Below are 20,080 nucleotides of genomic sequence, written 5' to 3'. Positions count from 1 at the left end.
ATTGACGCGCAAGTTGGGAAAGGGTTCCGAACGACGGCTATCGCAAAGCTGTGATGGCTGGATGAAGGTTGCTCGAGCGCACGATTGCCCGGCAGGAAGGCAGTCTCTCGAACGGCGGCCGAAGAGCGCAATCTCAGGACGTTGCGAGGTCGCTCTTCGCCAGATCCCACAGCAACGTATACACACCCGTGGAGATCAGCTCCGCGCCGATGGTGCTTTCGAACCGTTCGATCATAGCAGTTCTGACGGCGGCCGTATCCGTGCCTTCGATTACCACGAACCAGTCCGACGCCCCGGGACTGGCGACGCCCGGAGGGTCGGTCAGCGGCCGCGACAGGTCCGGATCGTTTTCCAGCAGGTGCATCGAAATCAGTCCGTCCCGCGAAACAAGATCGCGCTGGCCGACAATCGCCGCGCGCAGTGTGTCCCGATTGTCCAACCGCGGGCGAATGCGCACCACCCCAACCACCCCACCACGGCCCTGGCCATAGCTTGCGGTGATCCGCGCGACGCCGCGGATCATATTCTTGAATTTGGCGATGTTACGGTTGGACCAGTCGGTTTGATTGGCGAGTGCCGTGCGGTAGGTCGCGCTGCTCAATACGTCGAAAGTGCTCGTGGCATAGAGTGCCAGATACTTTGGTGACGCGTCCTGCGCCACGTAGCGGCGGGCTTCGAGAAAACCGTCAATCGCGACCCGCTCGGCGAGATGCTCGCGGTCGTACCAACGGTTGAAGTCGGCTTCGTTCTCGGCGTCGATATCCATCGAGGTCAGCAGCATACCCTGAGCGACGAGTGGCATCGTGGACGTCTCCTGAGTCTAGCGCGGCGGAGCGCTGCCGCGCGTCCCGGATTTTTTCGATTTGACAGGGGATCGGGGCTGTAAGGTGGTGTCGCCTGGCGCAAGCAGCCGGCCGTCTTCGGCATGCAGCTCAAGCTTCTTTACTGGGCGGCCGCTGTTGCGATCCACTAGGACGGTCGCGATTTCGTCGGTGTGGGCGTCGAACTCTTCGCTCCACTGCCGCAGGGCGACTAGGACCGGGAAAATTCCCCGGCCCTTCGGTGTCAGTAAATACTCGTGGTAGGCGCTGCCGTCCGAAGCCGGCTCGATCCGGAGAAGGCCATGCTCCACCAGCGTGCGCAGCCGGCTCGCGAGGATATTCTTGGCCATTCCCAGTTTGCTTTGAAATTCGCTGAAGCGCCGGACGCCGAAGAGCGCTTCCCGGACGATCAACAGCGACCACCAGTCACCGATGACGTCGAGCGCCCGCGCGATCGGGCAGGGATCTCTCTCGAAACTGGTTCGCTTCACCATCCGGCAGCTCGCTGATCACGCGCTTGTGTGGTTGCAATATAAAACCAGTGGCGTACATCGCAAATAGTTTCATTATGCAACCAGAGCGAGGACGTTATGAGGCTGGCGGGCAAGACGGCATTGATCACAGGTGGCAACAGCGGCATCGGTCTGGCGACGGCGAAGCTGTTTGTCGCAGAGGGCGCTCAGGTCACCATCACCGGCCGGGATGCGGCCCGGCTCAAGGCGGCGGCCGAGGAGTTGGGCAGTGCTGCGTTGGCGGTGGAGGCGGATGTCAACGATGTCTCGGCGCTGGAGCGCGTCGCGGCGCAAGCCGCCGAAAGGTTTGGCAAGCTCGACATCCTGTTCGCGAATGCCGGAATCCCTGGCTCGACCCCGCTCGGCGCAACGACGCTCGCGGCATTCGAGCAAGTCATCCGCACCAACCTCACCGCGCCGTTCTTCACCGTGCAGGCGGCACTACCTTATCTGAATGACGGCGCTTCGATCATTCTCAACAGCTCGGTGATCGCAGTCTTGGGCAATCCAGGCTACTCGGCCTATGCGGCCAGCAAGGCCGGGCTGCGCGGCATGGCGCGCGTCATGGCGTCCGAACTGTCGCCTCGCAACATCCGCGTCAATGTCGTCGCGCCTGGAGGTGCACGTACGCCGATCTGGAAGGGCGCTGCGCCGACCGACGAGGCGATGGCGGTGCTCGAAGGCCGCATCGCGGCTGCGACGCCGCTCGGTCGGATTGCCGAGCCGGAACACATCGCCAAGACGGTGCTATTCCTGGCATCCGACGATGCGGCGCATATTCAGGGCGTGGAAATCTTCGTCGACGGCGGCACCACCGGCTCTCCAGCAGGCGCGCCGATCTATCGCGGCTGAGGCTCAGCGCGAACGATCAATCCGATCGGAGACGTCGTTGATCGCAGCGATCACGGCGTCGCGGACGCCTGGGTCGTAGAGGAGATGCCCGGCGGCATCGATCGTGCGCAACTCCGCGTCCGGCCAGTTCGCGATCAGCCGATGGGCGGTCGCGGGCGGGCACAGCAGATCGTAGCGGCCCTGAACGATGATGCCGGGGATGCCGGCCAGTCGGCTGGCTTCGGCCACGAGTTGGTCCGGGCGCATGAAGCAGTCGTGGACGAAGTAGTGCGCTTCCATATAAGGCGTCGCCGGCAACGGCCGGCCGTCATTCGTACTCGATGGATCGAGCCGGGTCCGCTTCGGCGCTATTTGCGACAGGATCGACTCCGTCTCACCCCATGCACGCGCGGCGGGGCCATGAATCTTCGGATCCGGATCGAGAATGCGGCGCCAGTATGCATCGAGCGGGGTCGCGCGCTCCTCCGCCGGAAGCAGCGACAAAAAGTCCGTATTCAATTCGGGATAGAATCTCGGGAGCGTCTCCAGAAAAGCGGCTTCGAGTTCGCCTCGTGTCCCCAGAAAGGTTGCGCGAAGTACAATGCCGCTGACGCGTTCTGGATGTGCCTCGGCATAGGCGAGCGCGAGCGTTGCTCCCCATGAACCTCCCACGACCAGCCAGCGTTCGATGCGGAGCGTTGTGCGGATCGTCTCCATGTCGGCGATGAGATGGGGGAGGGTGTTGGCTTGGCGGGCGCTTTTGGGGCGGCTGCGACCGGCGCCCCGTTGATCGAACAGCACGGCGCGAAAGCGTTGCGGGTCGAACAATCGGCGGTGATCCGGCTGGCAGCCGCTGCCGGGACCGCCGTGCAGATAGACCGCCGGCGAACCATCCGCGTTACCGTTGATTTCGACATACAGCGCATGACCGTCGCCGACCTCGAGCATCTGCGACGTGAGCGGCGCCGCGGCGCCGTTGGGACCGGGACGGATCTCGCGCTCTGCTTCTGGTGCCATCTGGTCTGGTTACAGCCAATTGCGGCGGAAGGCGAGCACGGCAAGGCGGTCGTACGGGACGGCGCCATGCGGGGAACAGGGTTGCGCATCGCCGATGCCGCCCTCACTTTCAGCTCAGGTGAAACGGAAAGTCTGGATGCCGAGATATTATTTCAACACACGGATTGGGGCTGAGCTGATCCCGGATCCCGAGGGCGAGGACCTGCGCGATGCGGATCACGCCTGGGAGGTGGCACGCGCGACCATCAGGGAGATCGTCAAGACTGAGGCCGCGCAGGTGGATCTGATCCGCGCCAGCCTCGAAGTTACCGACGAAGACGGCCACGTGGTGCTGGATTTCCCCTTCAGCGAAGCCTTGCTCGACATGCCCGCCATGCCGCGGAACAGGCACTGACCCGTATCGATTTGACGGTAGCGCAGCCTCTTAGCGCGCGGTATCAAGTCCTTGTCGATCGGGGGAAACATGCAAGACATCTGGCGACTGTCCGCGACCGAACTGACCGGCCTCATCAAGGCGCGCAAATTGTCCGCGCGGGAGGCGACCCAGGCGGCGCTGGACCGTCTCGACGCGGTCAATCCTGCGATCAACGCGGTGATCGATCACCGCCCCGAGGACGCGCTGGCGCAGGCCGACACGATCGACGCGGCGTTGAACCGCGGCGACGAGGTTGGTCCGCTCGCCGGCGTACCCGTCACCGTCAAGGTGAATGTCGATCAGACAGGATTCGCCACAACCAATGGCGTGACGCTGCAGCGCGACCTGATTGCGGCCTCGAATAATCCAGTGGTCGACAATCTGTTGAGGGCCGGCGGGGTGATCGTCGGCCGCACCAACACGCCGGCGTTCTCTTATCGCTGGTTCACATCGAACAAGCTGCATGGCGAAACCCTCAACCCGCGCGATCCGTCGATCACGCCCGGCGGTTCGTCGGGCGGCGCCGGTGCAGCTGTGGCGGCCGGCATCGGCCATATTGCGCACGGCACCGACATCGCTGGTTCTGTCCGCTACCCGGCCTATGCTTGCGGCGTTCACGGCTTGCGCCCGACGCTCGGGCGTATCGCTGCGTACAACGCATCGTCGCCCGAGCGCGCGATCTGTCCGCAGATCAGCGCGGTGTCGGGCCCGCTTGCGCGGAGCATTGCCGATCTTCGGCTCGCACTCGCGGCGCTGTCGCAGCCCGATGCGCGCGACCCATGGTGGGTGCCGGCGCCGCTTCAGGGGGCGCCGCGCGAGAAGCGCGCGGCGCTGTGCGTCGCGCCGGACGATCTCGCTGTGGTGCCGGAGGTGCGCGACGCGGTGCTCCACGCTGGGCGCCGGCTGGAGGCCGCAGGGTGGACTATCGAACCGATCGACAAGACGCCGCCGCTGCGCGAAGCGGCCGAATTGCAGGCGCAGTTCTGGCTCGGCGATGGCTACCGCGCGATGCTCGATGCCGCAGAGCGCGAGGGCGACGAGGGCGCGCTGGCCTGCCTCAACGGTAATCGCGCCCGCGAGATCACCGATGCGGCGACGCTGTCGCGGCTGCTGGTGCGCCGGGCGACCTTGACGCGCGAGTGGGAGCTGTTCTTCCAGCGCTACGCGGTGCTGCTGATGCCCGTGTCGGGCGAATTGCCGTTCCCGCAGCGGCTCGATCTCAAGGACGAAACCTCATTCAGGCGCGTCTGGGCCGCTCAGATGCCGCAAGTCGGCATTCCGTTCATGGGGCTGCCCGGCCTGACTGTGTCGACCGGTCTGGTTGGGCGCGTCCCGGTGGGCGTGCAACTGGTCGCCGGACGCTATCGCGAGGATCTGTGTCTGCTCGCCGGCGAAGCGATCGAAGCGGGCGGCACGCCCGTATCTCCGATCGATCCGGTGCGTTAAGGACGGGCGAGAGGGCAGTTGCGATGACATCGATCTACGAGTTCACGGCGAAGACGCTGGCCGGCGAGGAAATCTCGCTGAAACAGTTCGAAGGGCAGGTGCTGCTGATCGTCAACACCGCGAGCGCCTGCGGCTTCACCCCGCAATACAAGGGCCTCGAGGCGCTCCAGCAGCAATACGGGGCGCGCGGCTTCTCTGTACTCGGCTTTCCCTGCAATCAGTTCGGATCGCAGGAGCCGGGCGACGAGGCGCAGATCGCACAATTCTGCTCGCGCAACTACGGCGTCAGCTTTCCGATGTTTGCCAAGATCGATGTCAACGGCGCGCAGGCCCATCCGTTGTACAAATTCCTGAAGGGCGAAAAGGGCGGATTGCTCGGCTCCGGCATCAAGTGGAATTTCACCAAATTTCTGGTTGATCGGACGGGCCATGTGGTATCGCGTCACGCGCCGACGACCACGCCGGAATCGCTCGGCAAAGAAATCGAGACGTTGCTATGACCGACCAGACTCAGAACATCGAACTGCCCGATCGCCTCTCCGTCGAGGAATCGAGCCCGTACTACAACGAAGCGGTGCTCGCGCTCGACGTCGGCATTCGCTTCAAGGGGCAGGAAAAGACCAACGTCATCGAGTACTGCGTCAGCGAGGGCTGGATCCGCGTCGCCGCCGGCAATGCAAAGGATCGTTTCGGCAACCAGCTGGCCATCAAGGTGCACGGCCCGGTCGAGCCCTTCATTCGCCCGCGGAGCTGAGCGTCCGCACGCGGCGCGGCCACGCCCGGCGATGCGCCTGCGAAGCGGCCGTGATTGACGCGGCCCACCCTCGATCCATTTTTGCTTAGTCGCCGCGCGAAGCCGTTTGCGCCAACGCGGCAACTTGCGGCGCGCCGTTAACGAATGGCGACGCCTTGCGGCGGTATCTCGGCGAAAGAGTATCTAGATTTAGTGCTGACATCCGGTGAGTTCGCCGAAATCTTGCTTCCGATCTGTCAATTGCCGCTGATTCGGCCGATTCGTCGGCGCTTTGTTCTGATCGCGTTCCGTTCGTTAAGATTGCCGGAGGTGGATGTCGCAGGCTGGGACAGCCGGTTGGACTTCCCTCTGCGGTGGCGAGTCAGCGCCTTGGCATGTTGCGCAGCGGTCATTGAAGCCCGACGTTAACGAATTCGTCCTGGCATCCAGCCAATCAACCTTCATCATGCGGCGCATTTTGTGCGGCGTCCGGATCCCGCTTCGAGATGTAGAGGGAGAAGGTTCGCTTTTTGTGATTCGCAGTGATTCGACCGCCTTTTGTTCCGGACGCGTTCGATCCGTTAAGATCGGGCACCCGTGCTGTCGCAGATCGGAACATCGGGCCTCTGGCGGCGCCGTTCTAGGTGTTCGAGGTTTTGGTTTTTGCCACCAGTCTCCGTCTGAACGCACGATCGCGCTTGAGGTGCCATTCGCGGCTCATCGCGTCCTGCCGGCTGGTGAAGCGCTCGCTGTGGATCAGCACCCATGAACGCCCGCGCGTCGAACGCGCGCCGGTCCCGGCATTATGCTGTGCCAGGCGTCGGTCAAGATCGAGCGTCCAGCCAACATAGGTCAGGTAACGGCCTGGGCTCGCACAGCCGAGCACATAGACGAAACACTCTTCTTCGGCGGGAGCTTCTTGCATGGCGCAAGCCTCGCATGGCCTGCCGAGTCCGGCAATCAGCCGCGGCCGTGCACGTTGACAGCGCTGGACCAAAGCCGCTTGGCTGGGAGTCACGCAACCGCGGATGGAGCGCAGGATGACCGGCAAGACGATGGGATGGGCGATGGTGGCCACTCTGCTCGGCGGCGGGGCGGCACTGGCGCAGGACGTGCCGGGCATCGAGATCTGCACGGCCGAAAAGACGATGGAGCGCCGCACCAGTTGCCTGCAGAGCAATGTCGAATTTCTGCAGAAGTCGCTCGACAAGGCGCGACTCGACCAGCAGCAGAAGCTCGACGCGGCCAACCGTCAGATCGAGGCGCTGAAAGCCTCCGTGGCGACGCTGCAAAAGTCGCTCGACCAATCGCAGGCGACACAGAAGAAGTCCGAGCCCGCCGCTCCGGCGAAGGATCCATCGCCGGCAAAGCCCGACGCCAAATCCGATACGAAGAGCGGCGCGAAGTAACAGCGGCTGCTCGCCTGCCGCTGAACGGAATTCCAACTCGGCGCGCGGCTTGGCATCGCGCACCGAGATGCCTAACATCGTGCGTCACGGCGCACGGGCTCGAAATCCGCCCTGCAACAAGAACAAACATCGGGAGGATTGATGTCCAACGTCCGCGTTCTCGCAACCGATCTCGCGTTCCCCGAAGGCCCGGTGGTGATGCCGGATGGCTCGGTGGTCCTCGTTGAGATTCGCGCCCAGCAGCTGACGCGCGTCTGGCCCGATGGCCGCAAAGAAGTCGTCGCCAAGATCCCGGGCGGGCCGAACGGCGCGGCGCTGGGGCCGGACGGCAAAATGTACATCTGCAATAATGGCGGCTTCGGCTGGTTTCCGTCGCGCGGCACGATGATGCCCGGCGCGCCGGCCGCGCACGAGTATCTCGGCGGCTCGATCCAGCGCGTCGACCTGCAGAGCGGCGCGGTCGAAACGCTGTTCGACACATGCGGTGAGCATCCGCTGAAGGGACCGAACGATCTGGTTTTCGACAAGCATGGAGGTCTGTGGTTTACCGACCTCGGCAAGCGCCGCGCCCGCGACATGGATGTCGGCGCCGCTTACTACATCAAGCCCGGCATGACCGAGATCACCGAGCAGGTGTTCGGCACGCTGCCGCTCAACGGCATCGGGCTGTCGCCGGATGAAAACACGATGTACGCGGCCGAGACGCCGACCGGCCGTCTCTGGGCCTATGAACTCTCCGCGCCGGGCACGCTCAAGCCGCGCGACGTGATCTATCGCGGCGAGAAGGGTAAACCGATCGCCGGGCTCGGCGGCTACCAGATGTTCGACTCGCTCGCGGTGGAAGCCGGCGGCAATGTCTGTGTCGCGACCCTTGTCTCAGGTTGCATCTCGGTGATCGCGCCGGACGGCTCGCTGGTCGAGCAAGTGCCGACCGGCGACCGCGTCACTACCAACATCGCCTTTGGCGGCCCGGAGCTGAAGACGGCCTACATTACGCTCTCCGGCAAAGGCGAATTGATCGCCATGGACTGGCCGCGTGGTGGTCTGCCGCTGAATTTTTTGAATAAGTGACAACCGCACAGCAGGACCTTATCGTCATTGCGAGCGAAGCGAAGCAATCCAGGCTCAGGGTATTGCGCTGGATTGCTTCGCCGCTTTGCTCCTCGCAATGACGGATCAAGGTTGTGAACCGGCCGTCTGAAAGGAAGTTCATGTCCTGGCTCGAACCCGTCACCCTCAGTGGTCCGCATGCGACGCTGGAGCCGCTGCAGCCGGCTCACCGTGACGGACTGATCGAGGCCGTCCAGGACGGAGAGTTGTGGAAGCTCTGGTACACAGCCGTTCCGGCACCAGAGCGGATGGACGCCGAGATCGCCCGGCGGCTGGCGCTGCTGGCGCAGGGCGCGATGCTGCCGTGGACGGTGCGCGACGCTGACGGCCGGATCGCCGGGATGACGACCTATATGAACGTCGACGCGCCCAACCGCCGCGTCGAGATCGGCTCAACCTGGTACGCGCCTCGCGTGCAGCGGACCGGCCTGAACACGCAGTGCAAGCTGCTGCTGTTGCAGCATGCTTTCGAGAAGCTCGACTGCATTGCGGTGGAGTTCCGCACCCACTTCTTCAATCACCAGTCCCGCCGGGGCATCGAACGCCTTGGGGCCAAACAGGATGGTATCCTGCGAAGTCACCAGATCGCGCCGAACGGCACGCTCCGCGATACGGTGGTGTACTCGATCATCGCGTCCGAATGGCCGACGGTGAAGGCGCATCTGAACTATCAGCTGTTCGACAAGCCGCGGTCCGGTCCACGGGGTTCCACGTGATGCCGATCAAGCGCTGCTAACAGCTTGCTGATCCAAAGAATGATCGGTTACATAAGGCCGGTTTGATCTACATCATTCCAGGGGCGAACCGACCCCGCCATTCTGCTGCGATGCCGTTCTACCGATTTCACGTCTGCGATCCGATCAACCGCGTCGATGGCCCGGGCCACGACGGCGCGGCGCTCGCCGACGATATCGACGCCACGCTGTTCGCGGCAGGCGTGATTCAGCGGCTCATCCAGCTGCAGCCGAGCGTTCCGCTGACCTGGTCCATCGAGATTATGCAGGAGCAGCGCCGGGTTTGTGCCCTTCCGTTCGAGAAGGGATGCCAGGTGATGCTGCGTCCGGAATGGGTCTGCGACCAGCCGACGGACGTCCACGAAGGCTGGCGTTGAAGCCGTCTCCCCCTGACGTGCTATCGCGAGGAAGCCAGGCGCCTCGAACGATGCAATGACACAGGACGTGTTGTGCATGGCTCGAGACGGCGCTTCGCGCCTCATCGCCAGGACGTTGCGCCTGTCGACCTCTGCACACCGCCCGCACGATGCCCATCAACCGCAAACCGCTTTAAGCGGCCTGGCTGGGCAACTCATCCGCCCGATACAAGGTGTCGATGGTCACTGTTCCATTGGCCCGTGAGACGCAGGGGCAGATTTTGCCGTTCTGGTGCTTCTGCTCCGCGCTGAAGAACACGTCACGGTGGTCGATCTCGCCGTCCACCCGGGACACGTCGATGGCGCAGACGCCGCATTCGCCGCGCTGGCAGTCGGAGATCACGTCGAAGCCCGCGGCATTGAGCACGTCCAGCATCGAGCGATCGCGCGGCACCAGGATTTCCTGCCCGGTCGTTCCGATCCGGACGCGGAACTCGCGGGTCGGCAATCGGCCGCTTGAGCCGAAGGTTTCGAAGCAAAGGTCACTCGCCGCTCGCCCGGCGTCGGCCCAGGCGTGCTTGGCAGCCTCGATCATCCGCAGCGGTCCGCAGACCACGGCAACGGCGTCCGTCGGCAGCGCCGCGAAGGTCGCCGCGAGGTCGAGCCGTGCGGTCGCCGCGCTGTGATACAGGGCCAGTCGATCTCCCAGCAGGGCTCCCAGCTCGTCGTGCAGCGCGGCGTCCTCGCGTGACTTGGCCGCGTAGTGCATCGATAGCCCAACATCCCTGCGGGCCAGCGTCGCGGCGATGGCGAGCATCGGCGTCACGCCGATGCCGCCGGCGATCAGGCAGTAATGCTTGCGGCTCCAGTCGATCTTGAACAGCGAGGTCGGGTTGGACATCTCGAGGCGGCTGCCCGGCTGCAGCGCCCACATCGCGCGTGAGCCGCCGCGGCTGTCATCGGCGAGGCGGACGGCGATCCGCAGGTGACCGTCCGCACACGGGATCAGCGAGTAGCTGCGCCGTTCCGGCTGACCATCGATCAGCACGGCGACGCTGATATGACTGCCCGGCGCCCAGTGGCCAGTCGGCACGTCGGGCTCAAGGATGATTTCCCGAATCGTCGGCGCCAGATCGCGGGTGGCGACGACGGTGGCGTGGCTCCAGTGCTCGGCGAAACGCATACAGGCCTCCGTGCTATCTGTCCGCGGCGGACGTCACCAGCGCCAGCGCCGGCAGCAATTCGAGATGGGTGCGATTGCGCAGCGCGAGCCGCAGATTGCGCACCGCGAGCCGCGCGTGCTCCCGCATCACCGCTTCGGCACGGCCGCCTTCGCGGTTTTCGATCGCGTCGACGACGATGCGATGGTGATCCTGCGCAATCATCAGGATCTGGTGTGCTTCCGGCAGCGCCGACTGCGCCATGACGAACGCGCTCGGCGAGGCGAAGGGTAGGGCGGCGACGCGATCGATCTGCCGCATCACCGGCCCGCTCCCGGATAGCTCGTTCAGCAGTGCATGGAAGCGCGCGTTCAGCGACACGTAGGATGAAAACGCTTCGACCGAGATCGGATCCTGCTTCACCAGGAGATCGATGTCGGCGAGGCATTCTTTCAGCGGCTCGATCTGCCGTGCGGAGACGCCGCGCTCGGCGGCGAAACGGGCAGCGAGGCCTTCCATCGTCCCGCGCAGCTCGATCGAATCGAGAATGTCGCGCTCGGAAAACGCCTTGACCATGAAGCCGCCGGACGGGATCGCCTGCAGCAGGCCTTCGTCTTCGAGCCGGACCAGCGCCATTCGCACCGGCGTGCGTGACACGCCGGTGATCTCGACCGCCTGCAGCTCGGAGATGCGTTCGCCGGCGCGCAGCTGGCCCGATAGCACCATGTCCCGCAGCGCGAGCTGCGCGCGCACCGTCTGCGACATCGAGCGGTCGGCGACCTTGTCGTTCATCCCTTTACTCCGCGGCCTGCAGCCGCGGCGCGGCTTCCTTCGCAGTCATCCGATCGATCAGCTTGCGCGACCACATGGCGCCGGCGTCGATGTTGAGGTTGTAGAATACGCGGTCCGGGTTTTCGCTGATGGCGCGCTGTTGGGCTTCGAGGATGATCTCGTCCTCGCCGAAGATGCCGGACACGCCTTCGCGAATCTCGGTGGTGAGGCGCTGCTCGGTGAGCCGATAGTTGCGCACGAACGCCCAGAAGTAATGGCAGGTGGTGTCGGTCTCGGGCGTCATGGTGTTGAGCACGAAGCCGTTGACGCCCTGCGAGCGATCGCCCTCGGGCGCACCGCTGCCCGCGGGCGCGACGCCGACGTCGATCGTCACCGTGCCGGGCGCCTCGAAGCGGATGATCTGCCAGCGATCGACCAGGCCGGGCTTGCGCAGCTGCGCGGCCCAAAACGGCGGCGCCTCGATGCCCCTCATCCAGCGCGTCACCGTGACGGTGCGATCGCCGTGGGTGACATCGAACGGCGACTCGGCGACCGCGTCGTTGCCGATCGACGAGCCGTGCACGTAGGTCTCGTGGGTGAGATCCATCAGATTGTCGACCACCAGCCGCCAATCGCATTTGACGTGAATGGTCTTGCCGTCGCCCGCCCAGGCTGGATCGTCGTTCCAGTGCATGTCCGGCACCAGCGCCGGATCAGCCAGCGTCGGGTCGCCCATCCACAGCCAGATGAAGCGATGGCGCTCCACGACGGGATAGCTGCGCACGCAGGCCGACGGATTGATCGTCTCCTGCGACGGCATGTAGGTGCAACGGCCCTGTGCGTTGAACTTCAAGCCGTGATAGCCGCAGACCACGGTGTCGCCTTCGAGCCGTCCCTTGGACAGCGGCACCAGCCGGTGCCAGCAGGCGTCCTCGAGCGCCGCGACGCTGCCGTCGCTCTTCCGATACATCACCACGTGTTTGCCGCAGATCGTGCGGGGCATCAGTGCGTGCTTGATGTCAGCGTCCCAAGCCGCCGCATACCAGGCATTGAGCGGAAAAGCGGGCATCGAGGCCTCCCTGAGATCAATTCTTATTCTGAGTTCCGACTGTATACATGATTGCAGAGATTTCAAGGTTTCCGCGCTGTTTCTCGGGTTGATTTGCTCATTCTTGTATACCGCTCGTAGGAAGTCAGTCGAAAGGAAGATCCTGACTTGGCTTGTTCGTGATTTGTTCATTTGCTCAGTCTTCAGAGCGGGAGGCTGGCATGGTCGATTACGAAGTAATGGATGACGCGGCCCTCGTGGCCGCGTGGGTGGAGAATCTGAACCAGCAGGAGAAGATCGAGCACGTCGGCGCATACAATCGTCATTTCCAGCAGCGGAGCAGGATTCTGCAGATGCTGCGAAGCCGTGGGGGTAACGCGGCAGCGGCGATGCGTAGTCTGCTGGAGCATTCCAATCCGGTTGTCGCCAAGGCAGCCGCGCAGGCGTCTCAGGGGCCGGATAGTCCTGCACCTGCGCAAATGCCGTATTTTCCCCCAGAGCATCCGGCGTTCTGGATGGTCCGCAATCCGCCTCCGCCAGCTTTGACGGCGGCGGAAATCGCGCACCGGCTCAGTAAGGTCCTGCCGGATCAGGCCGACACGTTGCTACGTTGGCTTCGGCCTGCGATTGCTCTTTGGCCACAAGCCGAGCAACCGGATTCGCCGGCGTATGGCTCCCGCCTCGGTGGAATGCCCTATGCGCCGCCGGGATGGACATGGCCGGTTGCAGCCGGTGAGCCGATGCTGTTCATCGGTCAGATCAATTGCGCGGACGTTCATGGCATGCCGGGCGCTGAGGCGTTGCCCGCCAGCGGTCTGCTGTCGTTCTTCGCCGATCACGATACGGCAATGGGCTGCCTGCTCACCGGCGAGGGCGGCGCGGCCTACTATTGGCCCGACACCGCTGCTCTAGCGCCAGCCGAACCGCCGTTGGAGATCCTTGTGCGGTTCGCGCGCGCCGAACTGCTGTTCAGGCCGCTATTCGATCTTCCAGACCCGAAGAGCAGCATCATCTCCGCGATCCTGCCCGATCGGGAGCAACTCAGCATTTATGAACGCTTTCGCCGCGAGATGATTGCGTATGGACTGCCCGAGGAGAGCGGGAATGGTGTCAGCAAGCTGTTCGGCTGGCCGGATTTGCTGCAGGACGAAGACTTCTGCTTGGCTCTCAACGAACCGTTCGAGGCCTACCGGCTGCTGCTGCAACTCGGCGGCTACACCAACGGTGAGGACTTCGCCGACTGGGGGCCTGGCGGTTATCTCTACTACTTCCTCACCGAGGACGATTTCGCGCAGCAGAACTGGGACGCCGCCGAGCTCGCGATGCAGTGTACGTGAGGGAGTCTTTCTGAACTACGAGCAGCGATGAGTTTGTGGCTTCGCCGGTCGCTGCGCGTAGCTAGAAGAGCGGGAGCAGGCGCTCTGCGGGCCATCTCGAGATTCCGGGGTCACGAGTTGCGCTCGCTCCCCGGAATGACGTGGGGTGGGGGGCGGGAGGATGCACCCACTCACGATACGTGCGGACACGGCTTCCGCATTTTGAGCTCTTAGACTTCCCGGCGGCTCAGGAACGCCAGCCGCTCAAACAGATGCACATCCTGCTCGTTCTTGAGCAGCGCGCCGTGTAGCGGCGGGATCAGCTTGCGCGGGTCGCGCTCCTTGAGCTGCTCGGGGGTCATCTCCTCGTTGAGCAGCAGCTTGAGCCAGTCGAGCAGTTCGGAGGTCGAGGGCTTCTTCTTCAGGCCCGGAACGTCGCGCACCTCGAAGAAGATCTTCAGCGCTTCCGCGACCAGCCGCTGCTTGATGCCGGGGAAGTGCACGTCGACGATCGCCTGCATCGTGTCGGCGTCGGGGAACTTGATATAGTGGAAGAAGCAGCGGCGCAGGAAAGCGTCGGGCAGCTCCTTCTCGTTGTTCGAGGTGATCACCACGATCGGGCGCTTCTCGGCGCGAATGGTTTCGCCGGTCTCGTAGACATGGAATTCCATGCGGTCGAGTTCGAGCAGCAGATCGTTCGGAAATTCGATGTCCGCCTTGTCGATTTCGTCGATCAGCAGCACCGGGCGCTGCTCGTGCGTGAAGGCTTCCCACAGCTTGCCGCGCTTGATGTAGTTCTTGATGTCCGACACGCGCGGATCGCCGAGCTGGCTGTCGCGCAGTCGCGAGACGGCGTCATATTCGTAGAGGCCCTGCTGCGCCTTGGTGGTCGACTTGATGTGCCAGGTCAGCAGCGGGGCATCGAGCGCTCGCGCGACTTCGTCGGCCAGCACGGTCTTGCCGGTGCCGGGCTCGCCTTTCACCAAGAGCGGCCGCTCCAGAACGATCGCCGCATTGACGGCGACCTTGAGGTCGTCGGTCGCCACATAATCCTTGGTGCCGGTGAACTTCATGCGTTTCTGCCTCGTCTGTGATCAGGCGGCGGGCGCCATTCTTGTTGTTTGTTGTTGCTTGCGTCTCTGGATGTGGAGGTCACATCCGGCTGCGGCCGTAGGATCGCAGCGCCGACAGCCTGCGTATCAGGCTCTGCGGATCATGGCCAGCAGCACCAGCACGATGACCGCGCCGATCGCGGCATTGATGATTGCCCGGAAAATGCCTGCGCCTAGCGATACGCCGAGGAACGGCAGCAGCCAGCCGGCGACCACAGCGCCGACAATGCCGACCACGATGTTGCCGATCAGCCCGAAGCCGCCGCCGCGCACCAGCAGTCCCGCCAGCCAGCCGGCGATCGCGCCGACCAGAAGCCAGACCAAGATCGAATCGATACCCATGCCAGATCCCCGCTTGCTCTCGTCGCGGTCTGATCGGCCGCGGCTGGCCGACTTTAGTGGAAAGGAGCCTGCAGGGTCTAGGCGTTTGGAACTCGAAGCTGCCCTCGTGCCTGGGGGCGAGACTGCGGGTTGGCATCCGCCACCGGAGCCAGGGGCGCGGCGTCGCCGATATGCACAAAGGAGGCAACGCAGCGGTTACGGCCACTGCGCTTAGCCTGATACAGCGCCATATCGGCATCGCGCACCAGGGTCGCTGGCTCGCCCATGCTGGACGTCCGACTGGCTACGCCGATGCTGACCGTCAGATAGCCGGAGGGTGAGTCGGGATTGGCAAGGCTGAGGTCGCGAACCTCACGACGAATGATATCGGCCAGCTCCATCGCTATGTCGGCGCTGGCACCCGGCAGGACCACCGCGAACTCTTCGCCGCCGTAGCGTGCCGCATGTCCGCCGCGGTCCGTCACGGCCGCCGCCAGCAGTGCGCCGATCAGCTTCAGGCCCTCGTCGCCGGCCTGATGGCCGAGCTCGTCGTTGAAGCCCTTGAAATGATCGACGTCGATCATCAGCACCGACAGTTGGGCGTGGGTCGCGAACGCGCTCTCGATGAAATCCTCGTGAGCCCGGCGATTGGGCAGGCCAGTAAGACCGTCGGTTCGCGCCAGTTCCGCCAGGCGGGAATTGAGGGCTTCGACTTCATCTTCCATCTGCTTGCGGCGGGTCACGTCGCGCAACGTGCAGACGATGTGATTGCCTGGCTTTCCGTTCTGGCGCGTGAACCTGAAATTCGCCTCGAGCCAGACGAGAGTGCCGTCGGCGCGCTCCATCCGAAATTCCGCGCGCAGGCCCTCGCGGCATTGTGCCAGCTGTCTTCCCATCGCCCGCAGAGGTGCGATATCGTCCGGGTAAAGCATGTCGAGATAGGTGCGGCCGATCATCTCTTCAGCGGTGAAGCCGAGGACGCCCTCGACGGACTCGGACACGAAGGTCACGACGCCGCGTTCGTCGAGCAGCACCACCACGTCGCCGATGTTTGCGTCGATCAGACGATGCCGGGCGTCACGTTCGCGCAGGATGGCTTCGAAGCGCTCGCGATGACGCAATTGCCCGGCGAGCACGGCGGCCATCAGCACAATGCAGGCCAGCATCGCGATCGCGACCAGGGTGTCCGACCGGATTCCCTCGCGCCACCGTGCCAGAACCGAATCCTGAGTCCGGGCCACGGTGACGATCAGCGGGTAGCGCTGAACCCGCTCGTAGGCGTAGTATTTGATCAGATCGTCGAACGGTGACTGCTCGATGTTGTAGCCCTTGGAGCTGCGGGGAAGCAGCTCCCGGAACAGCGCCGATCGGGTCAGATCCTTGCCCTCGGCCGCGGAAGGCCAGCGGATCAGAATGCGGCCGGTGCCGCCTGCGAGCGTGATCGCCCCGCCGGCCCCGAGATCGAGCGTCTTGTAGAAATCGGTGAAATAGCCCCGGTCGATCGTGGCAATCACGACTCCGGAGAAGCTGCCGTCGGCGTTTTCGATTCGGCGGGTCAGCGCAATGATAGGCCGTCCCGAATAGCGCGACAGGATCGGCCCGGTGATGCGAAGCGTCCTGTCGGCGTGATCGCGGTGATAGATGAAATAGTTGCGGTCGGCGTTGTTGAGGGAAGGGGGCGTCGGCAGCGAGGCGTATTCGACATCGCCGGCTGCGTTCAGAACGACGAGGTCGCTGATCTGGGTGAGATTGTCGACGACTTCGCGAAGCCGCGCGTCGAACGTCGGGCGGTCGGGCCTGTCCTGCAGCCGCAGGAACGCAACCATGTCATCCATCACCACGTCGATCGCCTGGATCGTATGCGACGCATGCTCCGCCAGCGAGTGAGCCAGGTTCCGCATCTCGGTTTCGCTCTGGGCGAGCGCATTCTCCCGCGCGTCGTACTCCTTCCAGATCACCAGCCCCACGACGCAGGCGCTGAGCGCCACGACGAAGACCGTGACGATCAGGACCGGCGTCGACAGCCGACCGGTCAGATTGGTCCATGGGAGCTTGCGGGAGGTCATCGGCGATCGGTTTGTTGCCCGCACACACCTGCAACGGCTTTGCTTACCCAACCTATAATCCGATCGTTCCGTTTGGCGGCATTCGCCGTTTCGCGACGGTTTTTCAACAGCGGCAAATCCGCATCTGCGCCCTTGACGGGCCGTATCGCTCGGGCAATCTGTCGTTCATGTTCCTTCAGTTCTTCACGTCGCTGCGCGACGCCCAGGTTCCGGTCACGCTTCGCGAGTATCTGACGCTGATGGAGGCGCTCGACGCCGACCTCGCGGATCAGAGCGTGGAGAATTTTTACTATCTGTCGCGCGCGGCGCTGGTGAAGGACGAGCGCAATCTCGACAAATTCGATCGGGTTTTCGGCGCGACCTTCAAGGGGCTGGAAAATCTCCTCGACGCGATGGAGAAGGCCGAGATCCCGGCCGAATGGCTGAAGAAGCTCGCCGAGAAATATCTGACCGAGGAAGAGAAGAAGCAGATCGAGGCGATGGGCTGGGACAAGCTCATGGAGACCTTGAAGAAGCGCCTCGAGGAACAGAAGAAGCGGCATCAGGGCGGCAATAAATGGATCGGCACCGCCGGGACCTCGCCGTTCGGCGCCGAGGGCTACAATCCCGAGGGCGTGCGGATCGGCCAGGAGAAGAGCCGGCACCAGCGCGCCGTGAAGGTGTGGGACAAGCGCGAGTTCAAGGATCTGGACGGCAACGTCGAGCTCGGCATCCGCAATATCAAGGTGGCGCTGCGCAGGCTGCGTAAATTCGCGCGCACGGGCGCACCGGACGAACTCGATCTCGATGCGACGATCCGAGAGACCGCCAATCACGGCTACCTCGACGTCCATATGCGGCCGGAGCGGCGCAACGCCGTCAAAGTCCTGGTGTTCTTCGATATCGGCGGTTCGATGGACTCTCATGTCGCGCAGGTCGAGGAGCTGTTCTCGGCCGCGAAGAGCGAGTTCAAGCATATGGAGTACTTCTACTTCCACAACTGCCTGTACGAAGGCGTGTGGAAGCAGAACAAGCGCCGCTTCACCGACCGCACCCTGACCTGGGACGTACTGCACAAATTTCCGCACGACTACAAAGTGGTGTTCGTCGGCGACGCGTCGATGTCGCCTTACGAGATCATGGTGCCGGGCGGTTCGGTCGAGCATGTCAACGAGGAGGCCGGTTCGGTCTGGCTCGATCGCGTGCTGCGCACCTATCCGCACGCGGTGTGGCTCAATCCGGTGGCGCAGCGGCACTGGGACTACTCGGAATCCACCACGATCATCCGTCGGTTGTTCTCCGAACGGATGTATCCGATCACGATCGAGGGCCTCGAAAACGCGATGCGCGAACTGGTTCGCTGAACGCGCAGTCACGGCCCTGTCGAGGAGCCCATCATCCGAGACGTTTCCTGATCGTCGGTGATGCTCGTCGATCGGCGGTTCGCATCAGGCGCGTCGAGATGCTTCCCGCGGCCGGCAGGCCAGGATCATTTGCAAAGAAGAAGACTCGAGGAACGACCATGTCCCAGACCATCACCCGCGGCATCAAGGCCATGATCGACGAGGCCAACGCGTCGATCGAGACCCTGAGTACGGCGGACGCGATTGCATTGCAGAAGTCGGGTGCCGAAGACGTCGTAATCGTCGACATTCGCGATCCCCGCGAGATCGAGCGCGACGGCAAGATCCCAGGCTCGTTCTCCTGCACGCGGGGCATGCTGGAATTCTGGATCGATCCGCAGAGCCCTTACGCCAAGCCGATCTTCCAGCAGGACAAGAAGTTCGTGTTCTACTGTGCGGGCGGCCTGCGTTCGGCTCTTGCTGCCAAGACTGCGCAGGACATGGGATTGAAGCCGGTTGCCCATATCGAAGGCGGCTTCGGCGCCTGGCGTGATGCCGGCGGACCGGTCGAAGCATGGGTCCCGAAGGCGCCGAAAGGCTGAGGCCCGGCTCGCACGGGCGGCTTGACGCCGCCCAGTCATACTCGCTTTCAATGCAGACGGCGCGCCGGTGACCGGCGCGAGGTCTTTCAATATCCGCGTCGAGGTTCCGCTGATGACTGCAACCGATGACCCGTTGGTGTCCACCGAATGGCTGGCCGCGAAGCTCGGCGATCCGACGGTCAAGGTGCTCGACGCTTCGTTCAAAATGCCGGGCGTGATGCCACGGCCGACTGACGACTATCTGGCCGCGCACATTCCCGGCGCGGTGTATTTCGATGTCGAAGAGGTTTGCGATCACGCCGATCCGTTGCCGCACATGTTCCCGGACGCAGCGCAGTTTGCCCGTGATGTCGCTGCACTAGGCGTATCTTCGGACGATACGGTGGTGGTCTACGACGCTGGCGGCTGGGTTGCGGCGCCGCGTGCGTGGTGGATGTTTCTGTCTTTCGGCCACGACAATGTGCGCATTCTCGAGGGCGGCCTGAAGAAGTGGAGGGCGGAAGGCCGGCCGACTGAATCTGGCAAGCCGTCGCCGTCGCCTGGAAACTTCACCGCGACGCTCGATCCGGCCTATGTCCGCAGCAAGCAGCAGATGGTCGAGAATCTCGAAATAGCGACCGAACAGGTGATCGACGCCCGCGCGGCCGATCGCTTCGAAGGCCGCGTGCCCGAGCCGCGTCCGGGATTGCGCGCCGGCCATATCCCGGGCAGCCGCAACCTACCTTACAACGAACTGTTCGACGCTAATACCGGCCTGATGAAATCCCGCGACGAACTGCGCGCGGCATTTGTTCGGGCAGGCGTGGATCTCGACCGACCCATCGTCACCAGTTGCGGCTCAGGGGTCTCGGCCGCTGTGCTGACGCTCGCGCTCTACCGGCTCGGCGTCCGCGGCTCCGCCCTCTACGACGGCTCATGGTCGGAGTGGGGGATGCAAGACGGTCCGCCAGTCGCCACGGGGCCGGCCTAGACCGAGCT

At 63.8% G+C, this 20,080-nt stretch carries 23 protein-coding genes; 13 read left to right on the top strand and 10 right to left on the bottom strand.

Annotated features, from left to right (window positions below):
* Positions 1 to 133 precede the first annotated feature (133 nt).
* Positions 134 to 802, bottom strand: a complete 669-nt coding sequence (locus tag ACOJTD_RS26595) for a hypothetical protein (protein WP_420135841.1) — start codon at positions 800 to 802, stop codon at positions 134 to 136.
* 18 nt (positions 803 to 820) lie between these two features.
* Positions 821 to 1,315 carry a winged helix-turn-helix transcriptional regulator gene (locus ACOJTD_RS26590; RefSeq protein ID WP_420135840.1) on the bottom strand — a complete coding sequence of 165 codons (495 nt, stop codon included), beginning with the start codon at positions 1,313 to 1,315 and terminating at the stop codon, positions 821 to 823.
* A gap of 96 nt (positions 1,316 to 1,411) precedes the next feature.
* Here ACOJTD_RS26590 and ACOJTD_RS26585 point away from each other — a divergent pair, with 96 nt between their 5' ends.
* On the top strand, positions 1,412 to 2,185 hold the full coding sequence (locus tag ACOJTD_RS26585; protein WP_420135839.1) for an SDR family NAD(P)-dependent oxidoreductase: 774 nt from the start codon (positions 1,412 to 1,414) through the stop codon (positions 2,183 to 2,185).
* Positions 2,186 to 2,188: 3 nt separating this feature from the next.
* Here the strand turns inward: ACOJTD_RS26585 and pip are convergent, their stop codons facing one another.
* Positions 2,189 to 3,181, bottom strand: coding sequence for a prolyl aminopeptidase (pip, locus tag ACOJTD_RS26580; protein ID WP_420135838.1), 993 nt, complete (start codon positions 3,179 to 3,181; stop codon positions 2,189 to 2,191).
* Between the two features lie 136 nt (positions 3,182 to 3,317).
* Between pip and ACOJTD_RS26575 the strand changes: the two genes are divergently transcribed.
* The 4 genes from ACOJTD_RS26575 (at position 3,318) to ACOJTD_RS26560 (ending at position 5,796) form a co-directional block, all read left to right on the top strand.
* Positions 3,318 to 3,575: a DUF6894 family protein gene (locus ACOJTD_RS26575; protein ID WP_420135837.1), complete on the top strand. Its 258-nt coding sequence runs from the start codon at positions 3,318 to 3,320 to the stop codon at positions 3,573 to 3,575.
* 69 nt (positions 3,576 to 3,644) lie between these two features.
* A complete protein-coding gene (locus ACOJTD_RS26570) occupies positions 3,645 to 5,042 on the top strand; it encodes an amidase family protein (RefSeq protein WP_420135836.1) in 1,398 nt (465 codons plus the stop codon).
* 23 nt (positions 5,043 to 5,065) lie between these two features.
* Positions 5,066 to 5,542 carry a glutathione peroxidase gene (locus tag ACOJTD_RS26565; protein ID WP_420135835.1) on the top strand — a complete coding sequence of 159 codons (477 nt, stop codon included), beginning with the start codon at positions 5,066 to 5,068 and terminating at the stop codon, positions 5,540 to 5,542.
* Positions 5,539 to 5,796 (top strand): DUF3297 family protein, encoded by a 258-nt coding sequence (locus tag ACOJTD_RS26560; RefSeq protein ID WP_054163593.1) that lies wholly within the window; start codon positions 5,539 to 5,541, stop codon positions 5,794 to 5,796. Before ACOJTD_RS26565 ends, ACOJTD_RS26560 begins: the two co-directional genes overlap by 4 nt.
* A gap of 619 nt (positions 5,797 to 6,415) precedes the next feature.
* On the opposite strand, the gene ACOJTD_RS26555 is transcribed toward ACOJTD_RS26560, so the two are convergent.
* The gene (locus ACOJTD_RS26555; RefSeq protein ID WP_420135834.1) at positions 6,416 to 6,700 is read right to left on the bottom strand and encodes a GIY-YIG nuclease family protein; all 285 of its coding nucleotides are present in this window, start codon (positions 6,698 to 6,700) and stop codon (positions 6,416 to 6,418) included.
* A 115-nt stretch (positions 6,701 to 6,815) separates the two neighbouring features.
* Here ACOJTD_RS26555 and ACOJTD_RS26550 point away from each other — a divergent pair, with 115 nt between their 5' ends.
* From ACOJTD_RS26550 to ACOJTD_RS26535, 4 genes are all read left to right on the top strand, one after another.
* On the top strand, positions 6,816 to 7,184 hold the full coding sequence (locus ACOJTD_RS26550; protein ID WP_420135833.1) for a hypothetical protein: 369 nt from the start codon (positions 6,816 to 6,818) through the stop codon (positions 7,182 to 7,184).
* A gap of 141 nt (positions 7,185 to 7,325) precedes the next feature.
* Positions 7,326 to 8,255 (top strand): SMP-30/gluconolactonase/LRE family protein, encoded by a 930-nt coding sequence (locus ACOJTD_RS26545; protein WP_420135832.1) that lies wholly within the window; start codon positions 7,326 to 7,328, stop codon positions 8,253 to 8,255.
* Positions 8,256 to 8,395: 140 nt separating this feature from the next.
* A complete protein-coding gene (locus ACOJTD_RS26540; protein ID WP_420135831.1) occupies positions 8,396 to 9,010 on the top strand; it encodes a GNAT family N-acetyltransferase in 615 nt (204 codons plus the stop codon).
* Positions 9,011 to 9,072: 62 nt separating this feature from the next.
* Positions 9,073 to 9,405, top strand: coding sequence for a hypothetical protein (locus ACOJTD_RS26535; protein WP_420135830.1), 333 nt, complete (start codon positions 9,073 to 9,075; stop codon positions 9,403 to 9,405).
* Positions 9,406 to 9,577: 172 nt separating this feature from the next.
* On the opposite strand, the gene ACOJTD_RS26530 is transcribed toward ACOJTD_RS26535, so the two are convergent.
* Genes ACOJTD_RS26530 through ACOJTD_RS26520 form a run of 3 tightly spaced genes read right to left on the bottom strand, consistent with a single transcriptional unit; the run spans position 9,578 to position 12,384 of the window.
* Positions 9,578 to 10,567 carry a PDR/VanB family oxidoreductase gene (locus ACOJTD_RS26530; RefSeq protein WP_420135829.1) on the bottom strand — a complete coding sequence of 330 codons (990 nt, stop codon included), beginning with the start codon at positions 10,565 to 10,567 and terminating at the stop codon, positions 9,578 to 9,580.
* 13 nt (positions 10,568 to 10,580) lie between these two features.
* The gene (locus tag ACOJTD_RS26525) at positions 10,581 to 11,336 is read right to left on the bottom strand and encodes a GntR family transcriptional regulator (protein WP_420135828.1); all 756 of its coding nucleotides are present in this window, start codon (positions 11,334 to 11,336) and stop codon (positions 10,581 to 10,583) included.
* Positions 11,337 to 11,340: 4 nt separating this feature from the next.
* The gene (locus ACOJTD_RS26520; protein ID WP_420135827.1) at positions 11,341 to 12,384 is read right to left on the bottom strand and encodes a Rieske 2Fe-2S domain-containing protein; all 1,044 of its coding nucleotides are present in this window, start codon (positions 12,382 to 12,384) and stop codon (positions 11,341 to 11,343) included.
* A 200-nt stretch (positions 12,385 to 12,584) separates the two neighbouring features.
* Here ACOJTD_RS26520 and ACOJTD_RS26515 point away from each other — a divergent pair, with 200 nt between their 5' ends.
* On the top strand, positions 12,585 to 13,700 hold the full coding sequence (locus tag ACOJTD_RS26515; protein ID WP_420135826.1) for a YwqG family protein: 1,116 nt from the start codon (positions 12,585 to 12,587) through the stop codon (positions 13,698 to 13,700).
* Positions 13,701 to 13,909: 209 nt separating this feature from the next.
* Here the strand turns inward: ACOJTD_RS26515 and ACOJTD_RS26510 are convergent, their stop codons facing one another.
* The 3 genes from ACOJTD_RS26510 to ACOJTD_RS26500 form a co-directional block, all read right to left on the bottom strand.
* A complete protein-coding gene (locus ACOJTD_RS26510; protein WP_420135825.1) occupies positions 13,910 to 14,752 on the bottom strand; it encodes an AAA family ATPase in 843 nt (280 codons plus the stop codon).
* A gap of 126 nt (positions 14,753 to 14,878) precedes the next feature.
* Entirely contained in the window at positions 14,879 to 15,133 is a 255-nt protein-coding gene (locus tag ACOJTD_RS26505; protein ID WP_420135824.1) for a GlsB/YeaQ/YmgE family stress response membrane protein, read from the bottom strand.
* Between the two features lie 77 nt (positions 15,134 to 15,210).
* Positions 15,211 to 17,229 (bottom strand): sensor domain-containing diguanylate cyclase, encoded by a 2,019-nt coding sequence (locus ACOJTD_RS26500; RefSeq protein ID WP_420135823.1) that lies wholly within the window; start codon positions 17,227 to 17,229, stop codon positions 15,211 to 15,213.
* Positions 17,230 to 17,345: 116 nt separating this feature from the next.
* On the opposite strand from ACOJTD_RS26500, the gene ACOJTD_RS26495 reads away from it, so the two are divergent.
* The 3 genes from ACOJTD_RS26495 to sseA all read left to right on the top strand — a co-directional run bounded on the left by ACOJTD_RS26495 (position 17,346) and on the right by sseA (position 20,072).
* The gene (locus tag ACOJTD_RS26495; protein ID WP_420135822.1) at positions 17,346 to 18,521 is read left to right on the top strand and encodes a vWA domain-containing protein; all 1,176 of its coding nucleotides are present in this window, start codon (positions 17,346 to 17,348) and stop codon (positions 18,519 to 18,521) included.
* 158 nt (positions 18,522 to 18,679) lie between these two features.
* On the top strand, positions 18,680 to 19,102 hold the full coding sequence (locus ACOJTD_RS26490; protein ID WP_420135821.1) for a rhodanese-like domain-containing protein: 423 nt from the start codon (positions 18,680 to 18,682) through the stop codon (positions 19,100 to 19,102).
* A 112-nt stretch (positions 19,103 to 19,214) separates the two neighbouring features.
* Entirely contained in the window at positions 19,215 to 20,072 is an 858-nt protein-coding gene (sseA, locus tag ACOJTD_RS26485) for a 3-mercaptopyruvate sulfurtransferase (protein ID WP_420135820.1), read from the top strand.
* The last annotated feature ends 8 nt before the right edge of the window (positions 20,073 to 20,080 follow it).

This window comes from Rhodopseudomonas sp., assembly GCF_048594845.1.
GTDB lineage: Bacteria > Pseudomonadota > Alphaproteobacteria > Rhizobiales > Xanthobacteraceae > Rhodopseudomonas.
The sequence above is the reverse complement of the archived record's forward strand: the minus strand, read 5'-3'. Positions and strand labels throughout refer to the sequence as shown.

What these genes read in the sequence shown, in the direction of transcription:
- ACOJTD_RS26595 (WP_420135841.1), bottom strand. Translation starts at nt 802, where the DNA reads ATGCCACTCGTCGCTCAGGGTATGCTGCTGACCTCGATGGATATCGAC.
- ACOJTD_RS26590 (WP_420135840.1), bottom strand. Translation starts at nt 1,315, where the DNA reads ATGGTGAAGCGAACCAGTTTCGAGAGAGATCCCTGCCCGATCGCGCGG.
- ACOJTD_RS26585 (WP_420135839.1), top strand. Translation starts at nt 1,412, where the DNA reads ATGAGGCTGGCGGGCAAGACGGCATTGATCACAGGTGGCAACAGCGGC.
- pip (WP_420135838.1), bottom strand. Translation starts at nt 3,181, where the DNA reads ATGGCACCAGAAGCAGAGCGCGAGATCCGTCCCGGTCCCAACGGCGCC.
- ACOJTD_RS26575 (WP_420135837.1), top strand. Translation starts at nt 3,318, where the DNA reads ATGCCGAGATATTATTTCAACACACGGATTGGGGCTGAGCTGATCCCG.
- ACOJTD_RS26570 (WP_420135836.1), top strand. Translation starts at nt 3,645, where the DNA reads ATGCAAGACATCTGGCGACTGTCCGCGACCGAACTGACCGGCCTCATC.
- ACOJTD_RS26565 (WP_420135835.1), top strand. Translation starts at nt 5,066, where the DNA reads ATGACATCGATCTACGAGTTCACGGCGAAGACGCTGGCCGGCGAGGAA.
- ACOJTD_RS26560 (WP_054163593.1), top strand. Translation starts at nt 5,539, where the DNA reads ATGACCGACCAGACTCAGAACATCGAACTGCCCGATCGCCTCTCCGTC.
- ACOJTD_RS26555 (WP_420135834.1), bottom strand. Translation starts at nt 6,700, where the DNA reads ATGCAAGAAGCTCCCGCCGAAGAAGAGTGTTTCGTCTATGTGCTCGGC.
- ACOJTD_RS26550 (WP_420135833.1), top strand. Translation starts at nt 6,816, where the DNA reads ATGACCGGCAAGACGATGGGATGGGCGATGGTGGCCACTCTGCTCGGC.
- ACOJTD_RS26545 (WP_420135832.1), top strand. Translation starts at nt 7,326, where the DNA reads ATGTCCAACGTCCGCGTTCTCGCAACCGATCTCGCGTTCCCCGAAGGC.
- ACOJTD_RS26540 (WP_420135831.1), top strand. Translation starts at nt 8,396, where the DNA reads ATGTCCTGGCTCGAACCCGTCACCCTCAGTGGTCCGCATGCGACGCTG.
- ACOJTD_RS26530 (WP_420135829.1), bottom strand. Translation starts at nt 10,567, where the DNA reads ATGCGTTTCGCCGAGCACTGGAGCCACGCCACCGTCGTCGCCACCCGC.
- ACOJTD_RS26525 (WP_420135828.1), bottom strand. Translation starts at nt 11,336, where the DNA reads ATGAACGACAAGGTCGCCGACCGCTCGATGTCGCAGACGGTGCGCGCG.
- ACOJTD_RS26520 (WP_420135827.1), bottom strand. Translation starts at nt 12,384, where the DNA reads ATGCCCGCTTTTCCGCTCAATGCCTGGTATGCGGCGGCTTGGGACGCT.
- ACOJTD_RS26515 (WP_420135826.1), top strand. Translation starts at nt 12,585, where the DNA reads ATGGTCGATTACGAAGTAATGGATGACGCGGCCCTCGTGGCCGCGTGG.
- ACOJTD_RS26510 (WP_420135825.1), bottom strand. Translation starts at nt 14,752, where the DNA reads ATGAAGTTCACCGGCACCAAGGATTATGTGGCGACCGACGACCTCAAG.
- ACOJTD_RS26505 (WP_420135824.1), bottom strand. Translation starts at nt 15,133, where the DNA reads ATGGGTATCGATTCGATCTTGGTCTGGCTTCTGGTCGGCGCGATCGCC.
- ACOJTD_RS26495 (WP_420135822.1), top strand. Translation starts at nt 17,346, where the DNA reads ATGTTCCTTCAGTTCTTCACGTCGCTGCGCGACGCCCAGGTTCCGGTC.
- ACOJTD_RS26490 (WP_420135821.1), top strand. Translation starts at nt 18,680, where the DNA reads ATGTCCCAGACCATCACCCGCGGCATCAAGGCCATGATCGACGAGGCC.
- sseA (WP_420135820.1), top strand. Translation starts at nt 19,215, where the DNA reads ATGACTGCAACCGATGACCCGTTGGTGTCCACCGAATGGCTGGCCGCG.